The 7,413-nt window shown below is 65.5% G+C and carries 10 protein-coding genes and 1 pseudogene; 4 read left to right on the forward strand and 7 right to left on the reverse strand.

All coding sequences use genetic code 11. The features are described 5' to 3' along the window. Together RMO57_RS20825 and RMO57_RS20830 are read right to left on the reverse strand one after the other, a co-directional pair. A pseudogene (locus RMO57_RS20825) lies at positions 1-163 on the reverse strand (TerC family protein); the annotation flags it as partial. Positions 164-193: 30 nt separating this feature from the next. Continuing rightward, positions 194-604, reverse strand: coding sequence for a hypothetical protein (locus tag RMO57_RS20830; RefSeq protein WP_310389937.1), 411 nt, complete (start codon positions 602-604; stop codon positions 194-196). A gap of 110 nt (positions 605-714) precedes the next feature. On the opposite strand from RMO57_RS20830, the gene RMO57_RS20835 reads away from it, so the two are divergent. Further along, complete coding sequence (locus RMO57_RS20835; RefSeq protein WP_310389940.1) at positions 715-1,596, forward strand: LysR family transcriptional regulator; 882 nt, start codon at positions 715-717, stop codon at positions 1,594-1,596. A 10-nt stretch (positions 1,597-1,606) separates the two neighbouring features. On the opposite strand, the gene RMO57_RS20840 is transcribed toward RMO57_RS20835, so the two are convergent. The 4 genes from RMO57_RS20840 to RMO57_RS20855 form a co-directional block, all read right to left on the reverse strand. Beyond that, positions 1,607-2,041 carry a TerB family tellurite resistance protein gene (locus RMO57_RS20840; RefSeq protein ID WP_310389942.1) on the reverse strand — a complete coding sequence of 145 codons (435 nt, stop codon included), beginning with the start codon at positions 2,039-2,041 and terminating at the stop codon, positions 1,607-1,609. Between the two features lie 143 nt (positions 2,042-2,184). After that, positions 2,185-2,982 (reverse strand): metallophosphoesterase family protein, encoded by a 798-nt coding sequence (locus tag RMO57_RS20845; protein WP_310389943.1) that lies wholly within the window; start codon positions 2,980-2,982, stop codon positions 2,185-2,187. Then, complete coding sequence (locus RMO57_RS20850; RefSeq protein ID WP_310389944.1) at positions 2,979-3,950, reverse strand: diacylglycerol/lipid kinase family protein; 972 nt, start codon at positions 3,948-3,950, stop codon at positions 2,979-2,981. Before RMO57_RS20850 ends, RMO57_RS20845 begins: the two co-directional genes overlap by 4 nt. A gap of 32 nt (positions 3,951-3,982) precedes the next feature. Next, entirely contained in the window at positions 3,983-5,071 is a 1,089-nt protein-coding gene (locus RMO57_RS20855) for a DUF3616 domain-containing protein (RefSeq protein ID WP_310389946.1), read from the reverse strand. Between the two features lie 216 nt (positions 5,072-5,287). Here RMO57_RS20855 and RMO57_RS20860 point away from each other — a divergent pair, with 216 nt between their 5' ends. Both RMO57_RS20860 and RMO57_RS20865 read left to right on the forward strand, forming a co-directional pair. Further along, the gene (locus RMO57_RS20860) at positions 5,288-5,704 is read left to right on the forward strand and encodes a TerB family tellurite resistance protein (RefSeq protein WP_310389948.1); all 417 of its coding nucleotides are present in this window, start codon (positions 5,288-5,290) and stop codon (positions 5,702-5,704) included. Between the two features lie 202 nt (positions 5,705-5,906). After that, the gene (locus tag RMO57_RS20865) at positions 5,907-6,536 is read left to right on the forward strand and encodes a glutathione S-transferase (RefSeq protein WP_310389950.1); all 630 of its coding nucleotides are present in this window, start codon (positions 5,907-5,909) and stop codon (positions 6,534-6,536) included. Between the two features lie 26 nt (positions 6,537-6,562). On the opposite strand, the gene RMO57_RS20870 is transcribed toward RMO57_RS20865, so the two are convergent. Beyond that, positions 6,563-6,988 (reverse strand): cytochrome c, encoded by a 426-nt coding sequence (locus RMO57_RS20870; protein WP_310389952.1) that lies wholly within the window; start codon positions 6,986-6,988, stop codon positions 6,563-6,565. 189 nt (positions 6,989-7,177) lie between these two features. Here RMO57_RS20870 and RMO57_RS20875 point away from each other — a divergent pair. Then, positions 7,178-7,413: cytochrome b/b6 domain-containing protein (locus tag RMO57_RS20875; protein WP_414896468.1), on the forward strand; the 236-nt coding region annotated here is incomplete at its 3' end.

A 7,413-nucleotide genomic window follows, 5' to 3' on the forward strand; every position in this document is an offset into this window, starting at 1 on the left:
CCGACAGCAGCAGGCTTTCGCGCACGCCGATTTCGTGGTCGTCCCTGTGCAGGACGCCCAGGTCGAAGGCCAGCAGCGCGATGACGACGCCGACGAAGCTGAGCCAGATCCAGGTGGGCGTGCCGAGGAAGTCGGCCGTGAGGAAGGGGAGCAGAAAGTCCATGTCTTGCCTTTAGATGTCGAAGATCGCCAATCAGCCTGCCGCGAACGAAGAGCCAGCGTTCGGGCTGGCCTCGCGGCGGCGCAGCAGCGCGATGAGCAGGTGCAGCCCGGCACCCAGGAGCACGAGCAGCACGCTGCCGATAGCCCAGATCACCCAGGTCGCCACCGTCAAGCCACCCGCCAGTGCGGGTGCGGCCTGCAGCAGGCTGTCGATGAATGGCGCAAGGCCTCCCAATATCGGGCTGGCCCACGGCGCCACTTCCGCCGGCACCCAGGGCGCCAGCCAGTCGGGCAGCGCGATGGTGCTTGCCCCCGACGCGGCTTCGGTCAGCGCGCCCGCGTTCGAGACCGTCCAGACCGCCACGGCATGCAGCGCCCAGGCGGCCAGCGACCACAGCGCCAGCAGAGCGAAGACGAAGAACCAGCTGAGGGCGTAGAACATGACGTGACTTTCTCTTTTGTTTGAATACCTTGCAGTGTGGGGATCAAACGGCTTCGGACAAATCAGCTTGAAACACACTTAGACTTCGGTTTTCCCGCACTGGAGAACATATGCTGAACTATCGCCATCTCCATTACTTCTGGGTTGTCACCAAGGAAGGCGGGTTTGCTCGCGCGGCCGAACGGCTGGATATGGCGATTCAGACCATCAGCGCGCAGGTGCGCGAGCTGGAGAAGTCGCTGGGCCACCAGCTCCTCAAGCCCTCCGGCCGTGGCATGGCCCTCACCGAGGCAGGCCAGGCCGCCTTTGCGCGCGCCGAGGAGATCTTTCAACTCGGCCAAGGCATCCCCGACGAGGTGCGCGAAGCGGCCAGTGGCAAGGTGGCCCGCCTGGCGGTCGGGCTCTCCGATGGCATCTCCAAACTCGCCGCCTATGCCTTGCTGGAGCCGGTGCTGAGCACCCCCAATCTTCGGCTTGTTTGCCATGAGGGCGAGTTCGAACAGCTGCTCAGCGAGCTGGCGCTGCATCACCTGGACCTGGTGCTGGCCGGCCAGGCGGCACCGCGCAATCCCAACCTGCGCCTGAGCAGCGAGCGGCTCGTCGATTCGCCGGTCGAGTGGTACGGGCCCGCCCGGCTGGTCGGCAAGACCGAGCGCGAGCGGTTTCCGCAAAGCCTGAATGACCTGCCGGTGTTGCTGCCCACCGGGCACTCGGCCCTGCGACCGGCGCTGGATCGCTGGTTCGAGACGCAGGGCCTGCGACCCCGTATCGTCGGCGAGTTCGAGGACAGTGCGCTGCTGGCGGTATTCGGGGCCCGCGGGCTCGGCGTATTTCCGGTCAGCCGGCTCGGCGCAGGCGACGTCGGCTTGATGCGCGGACTTCGTTTGTTGGGCAGCAGCGATGGCGTCAACGAGGAAATCCATGCCATCCGCTCGCGCCGCGGCCAGCACCACCCCTTGGTGACGCAGCTGATGGCGGCGTCACGGGCTTGATCGCGGCCGGTCAGTCGGCGCGGCGGCGGGCCGGCTTGACGGCGCTCGGCTCCTCATCATCGACGAGCTTCCAATGCTGCCGGGCGGCCTCCACCACCCGCACTTCGCCGTCGGCCAAGTGGCCATCGGCCCGCATTGCGGCCAGGGACAGACGCAGCACCTTTCTTCGCAGCGCCGGATCCGAGATCTCGGCCATCAATGACGCCAATCTGCCGTCATCCACCTTATCCATCGGCGAACCTGTCGCGTACCCAGCGGCCATCAGTTCCTCACACAAGGTGTGAACGATGTGCGGCAGCAGATGGGGGTCAAGACCCAGCTCGCGCTCCGCGCCCAATTGCTTGAGGGCATCGATTTCGGAACTGCACATCTGACCGTCGGAGATCAGCACCAAGGCGACGATGCGCGCGGCGGCTTCTGGGCTGTTGTGGGGGTAGCTGCGCACGCTGGGTTTTCCTTGAAATAGTCCGGTCTGGGGTCAACAACGGCGCTGTTGATGGCAACAATGTGGAGCCGGAACAACTTCGGAAGAAGGCGCTCTTTCGTGACTCGAGCTCAGAAAAATACGAAGCTTGCGCGTCGACCCACTCACGCCCTGGCCGGCCGTACCTCGGTGATCTTGGCGAGCCAGAAGGCTTGCTTGTCAACCGAGAAATCCCACTGCTCGATCCGGCAGCAGCCAGGCGCCGAGTCCGCGCCCCAGCGCAGCAGGTTGACCGAGTTGGGCACGCCCGAGCGCAGCCGCGACGAGACGGCCGTGCCTGCCTGCACGGCCCACAGCGGACGCGCCAGGCCTTGCAGCGGCATCACGTAAGGCAGGTGGATGTGCCCGCCCATGATGAGGTCGGCTCCAGCTTTAGCCCAGCGCTCGAGCGCGGCCGCATGCCCGCGCAGACGGTTGGACAGGTCCTCGTCACGCGTCACGGCCACGGGTTGGTGCACCACAACCACCCGCAGCTGGGCGGCTTCGGCGCGCTCCAAAAGTTGGGCCACACGCTTGACCTGCGGCCCGGAGATCTCGCCATGCTTGTGGCGCCAGGGCCGCGTGGTGTTGACGCACAGCAGCAGCAGCTCGGGCGTGCGGTACACGGGCTCGAGCTCCGCGCCGAAGGCCGCGCTGTAGCGCGCATAGGGGCGGCGCAGGCGCGCCCAGAGGTCGAACAGCGCAATGTCGTGGTTGCCGGGAACGGCCAACACCGGCGCGCCGAGGCGGTCCACAAACGCACGGGCGGCCCGGAACTGCGCCGGGCGAGCGCGCTGAGTGATGTCGCCCGACAGCACGATCAGCGCTGGCTGCTGCTGCTGGGCCAGCGCGGCCAGCGCTTCGACGACCGGTGCCTGCTCGGTGCCGAAGTGCGTGTCCGAAACTTGCAGCAGGACGCTCATCCGGCTGCCCCTTGGGTCGGGGCGGCAGGCCTCAGCAAGTACAGGGGTTTGGCGAGCACGCGGAAGTCGAGCGGCGCGCGCATCATCGTGACCTCGCCGTCGAAGGCCACCTTCACCCCGCGACGGCCCTGCGGCAGCGTGGGCTTGACCACCAAATGCTCGAACTCGAAGCGCTCGACGCCGGCGGCCTCACCCAGCCTGCCCATCGCGCCATGCAGCATCAAGCCCAGCATAGCCAGCGTTCCGATCGGCCGCAGCACCAGCGCGGCCATGCTGCCGTCGCCCGGCGTACCGGCCAGGGTATCTTCCGGCTCCGCACCGAACTGCTGCAGTTGCAGCCGGTTGTTGCCCACGAAAAGCGTCAAGGTTTGCACGTCGCGAACCGTGCCACCTGTCTCGATATGCAGGCGCAGCCGGCGCTGTGCGCGCAGCAGCGTCGCGCAGGCCGCCACCAACGCCACCCAGCGGCTGCGGCCGAAGCGGGCTTTGTAGGCTTCGCGGTCTTCCAGCAAGTCGGGATAGAGCCCCAGGCTGGCGTTGACCTGGAACACGCGCTCGTTGATGCCGGCCACCTGAACCGGCACCGGCGCTGCATGCAGCAGCAGGCGGACCGCTTCGGCCGGGTCGGCGGGAATGCCATGGGTGCGGGCAAAGTAGTTGAACGTACCCTGCGGCACCACCCCAAAAGCGCAGCTCACAGCATGGGCGGCCTGCGCCACCGTGTTGAGCGTGCCGTCGCCACCGACGGCGACCACGGCCGCGCGGGTCGACAAGGCCCGCTGCGCCGACTCACGCGCCACGCCGGCCAATTGGACGGGCGTGCAGAAGCGCAAGTCACCGCACCTGCCTTCTGCTCGCAGCACCGACTCGATGACTGCGCGCTTCGTGTCGGCGTCGCTGCTGCCCGCAGCCGCATTGATCACGAACTGGATCGGCGCGGCAGGATCAAGTTCGGGGGCATCAGCCATGACTGATTGAGGCATAGCGAGGTGGAATGCCTTCAATCGTGGCGCAACAGGTCGCCGAAGACCGCGTGCTCGCCGTCCTTGCGATCGGCGCCTGGCGCGTCGTACAGGACCAGCCAGCTTGCCTTGCCTCCGGACAAGTCCGGCGGCAGATCGCAAATCGCCTCGGCGCGGTTGGTGCCGCGGCCGTGCGGCAGCGGCACCGACTCGGTCAATGCCGCCTCGAAACGCACGGGCTCGCGGTTAGCGGCCAAAAGGGTGCGAGCGGCGGGCCATTTGAAGACGCGGATGTCACCGTTCAGCACCATCGTCGGGCCGGCCAGGATGTAGAGGTCATCACCCGAGAAGTGCAGGTCGCGAACACCCAAGCCGTCGAGCTGAAGGAAATGTTTGCGGATCAGCGTGCCGCTGTCGTCCAGTGGCTGCAGTCGCAAGTGGTCTCCGCGAGCTTCGACCGAGATCTCCAGCAGCGCCGACCAGCCACGCAGCACCGGCCCGCGCAGCCCCAGCAGCAGGCGGCGGCCGTCGACGGCCAGGCCTTCGATGTCAAAGCCGTTGTCCTTGCCCGGGATCGCCATATAGGGGCCGAAGTGGGGGTCGTCGGCCAGCGCACGCGTGAGCAGGTTCGATTGAGCATCCCCCTTCAGGCACAGCGCCTTGCGGCCGTCTTGCGCCTGGCGCACCAGGCAGGGTTCGCCCTGGGCATCGGGTTCGATCGGCAGGCAGGCCAGCAAGCGCCGGTTGCCGTCGAGTGCTAGCTTGGACAGCCGGCGGGCGTTGTCGGCGTGGTCCCAGTCCGGCTTGGCGTTCTTGCGCTTCAGGCCATGCGAGCCAACCACCCACAGGTAGCCGTCGGCCACGGCCATGCCTTCCAAATCGGCCTCCTCCTCGGCTGCGCCGGGCAAGTCCAGCAGGTCGCCGAGCGGGAAGGCGCGCACCTCACCAAAACGCAGGGCCTCGCGCCCGACGGGTTCGAGCCGGCGCAGGCGGTCCAGGCCGCAGGCTTCGTCGCCCGCCACCCAGAGCCAGTCGCCGGTGAAGGCGGCGCCCGACAGATTGGATTGAACCAGCGAGTCAGCAGCGAACTCCAGACGGACGGCATTGGCGGATCGAGTGTTGGGCATGGGAAGGTTCTCCAGAGGGTGAGGTGCCGAGAATTGTTGGGCGCTGCAGCGCGTATGCGCAGCAACTGCGGAACACTAAAGTTTGCGGCAGAAAGCCCGCCTCATGTTCAGGTTTGTCCGATGTTGGCGTTCTCGAAAAGCTGCTTTTTTGGAAGCGCTGGGAGCCCCAGATTACAACACTGACGCAAGCCCATCAACCATCCAGCAGGACTCCCTATGCGCAACTATCCCGTCAACAGCCCGCAGGCCGCCGCCCGCATCATCGCGCTGACGGTGGTCGCCGATGGCGACATCGCAGACGCTGAGATTGAGTGTCTCGACCGTCTCGCCGTGCATGAGCAGCTCGGCCTGACGCGGCTTGAGTTGCTTGCGCTGCTGGACACCTTCTGCGAAGACTTGCTTTCGAGCGGCCAGTTGAACTGGGCCGATGTGTGCCCGGTGGACGAGCGCACGCTGGCGGACCTGATGGGTGAAATCCAGGAGCCGACGCTGCGGCTGAAGGTGCTGCGCTTGTGTGTCGAAATTGCAGAGGTCGACGCCCAGGTCGACGACGGCGAATCGGCTGTGCTCGTCGCTGCCGTCGAGCATTGGGGCCTGCACCATGAAATGTTTCGGTCGTCGGCCCGGAACTGACCGGCTGTCCGCTGTGGAAACACAGACGCTATGACGCCTTACGGCCGACTGCGTGAATTCGCTTGGCCAAGGGAGATATCCGCTGGCGCGCATGGCTGGCCCAATTCAGCGAATTTCTTCCGCACGCCCGGATGCAGCTTTGCGAGCCCGGATTGCAGCTAGCATTCATTCCCATGGCCCACCAATTAATCACTCAAGCGGCATGAAGATCCTCGGCAAAGCCAGCTCCATCAATGTCCGCAAGGTGCTCTGGACCTGTGCCGAACTCAGCCTCGATTTTGAGCGCGAGGACTGGGGCTCCGGCTTCCAAGCGACCGATGGGACGGAGTTCCTGGCCTTGAACCCGAACGCGATGGTGCCGGTCTTGATCGACGGCGACTTTGTGCTGTGGGAGTCCAACAGCATATGCCGTTACTTGGCCGCACGTGAGCAGCGCTTTGATTTGCTGCCGGCGCAGCCGCGCGAGCGTGCCGTCGTCGAGCAATGGATGGACTGGCAGGCGGGCGAGTTCAACAACTCTTGGCGCTATGCCTTTCTGAGCCTGGTTCGGCAAAGCCCAGCACATCAGGATCCCGCGCTATTGGCCGCCGGTGTGGCCGGCTGGCATCGCCATGTCGAGATCTTGGCGCGGCGCCTGACGCAGACCGGCGCCTTTGTGGCCGGCGCTAACTTCAGCCTGGCCGACGTGGTCATGGGCCTGTCGGCCCAGCGTTGGTTGATGGCGCCTCTGGATGCGCGCGGCCGCCCCGAGTTGCCGGCCATCACCGACTATTGCGAGCGTTTGGCCAAGCGGCCGGGTTTTTTGCAGCATGGCCGCAACGGCATGCCTTGAACCCGGCCTGGCTTTAGCCGTCTAACTTAGTCGTTACGGAAATTGTCGTGGCAGGCCTTGCAGCTCTTGCCGGTGTTGCCCACCGCAACCTTCAGCGCGTCCAGATTGTTGGACCTGGCTGCGACCACCAGCTTGGCCGCCTCGCCCTGCATAGTCTTGGCGGCCTCGTCGAACTTGGCGCGCTCGCTCCAAACGTTGAGCTTCGGCGTGCCTTTCTCGCTGCCGTGGGTGCCCTCGGGGAAGGCTGAGTAGGGCAGCATCGACATCATCGCCACGATCTCAGCATTGGCGGTGGCGGCCGCTGCATCAAACGGGACCTTGCCTTGTGCCATCGCGCTGATGCGCCCGAAATGGTTGCCCATCACAGTAAACGTGGCCTTGCGATACTTGACCGCGTCTTCCGGTTTGGCGAATTGGGCGCTGGCAGGCAGGGCGGCGAAAAGGCCGGCCATGCCGGTCACAAAGGACAGGGCTATCAGGAGTTTTCTCTGCTTCATGCTGGCTTCCTTGGGTAGGTGCAATATCGGCTGACTTGGGCCAAGTGGGGAACGCCCTTGGCTGCGGGAGTGTAGACAGCAATCGCGTTCTTTGCAGCGCGCGCCGCATGCGTTATCGTTGCTGTCAATCGCTACGGAGAGTTCATGCGTAAAGACTTGTTGGGCCCGGTCAGGATTTGGGACCTGCCGACGCGGCTGTTTCATTGGGTCTTGGTGCTGTGCGTGCTGGGCTCGGTAGTCAGCGCCAAGGTGGGTGGCAATGCCATGGTCTGGCATATGCGTCTGGGCTACGCGGTGCTGGCGCTGGTGGCTTTCCGGGTTCTTTGGGGCTTGGTCGGCGGGCGCTGGTCGCGTTTCAGCAGTTTTGCGTATTCACCCGC

The organism is Roseateles sp. (assembly GCF_031397715.1).
In the GTDB taxonomy this organism is placed as follows: Bacteria; Pseudomonadota; Gammaproteobacteria; order Burkholderiales; family Burkholderiaceae_C; genus Paucibacter_A.

Coding starts and splice junctions, on each gene's coding strand:
- RMO57_RS20830 (WP_310389937.1), bottom strand. CDS start 604: ATGTTCTACGCCCTCAGCTGGTTCTTCGTCTTCGCTCTGCTGGCGCTG.
- RMO57_RS20835 (WP_310389940.1), top strand. CDS start 715: ATGCTGAACTATCGCCATCTCCATTACTTCTGGGTTGTCACCAAGGAA.
- RMO57_RS20845 (WP_310389943.1), bottom strand. CDS start 2,982: ATGAGCGTCCTGCTGCAAGTTTCGGACACGCACTTCGGCACCGAGCAG.
- RMO57_RS20850 (WP_310389944.1), bottom strand. CDS start 3,950: ATGGCTGATGCCCCCGAACTTGATCCTGCCGCGCCGATCCAGTTCGTG.
- RMO57_RS20855 (WP_310389946.1), bottom strand. CDS start 5,071: ATGCCCAACACTCGATCCGCCAATGCCGTCCGTCTGGAGTTCGCTGCT.
- RMO57_RS20860 (WP_310389948.1), top strand. CDS start 5,288: ATGCGCAACTATCCCGTCAACAGCCCGCAGGCCGCCGCCCGCATCATC.
- RMO57_RS20865 (WP_310389950.1), top strand. CDS start 5,907: ATGAAGATCCTCGGCAAAGCCAGCTCCATCAATGTCCGCAAGGTGCTC.
- RMO57_RS20870 (WP_310389952.1), bottom strand. CDS start 6,988: ATGGCCGGCCTTTTCGCCGCCCTGCCTGCCAGCGCCCAATTCGCCAAA.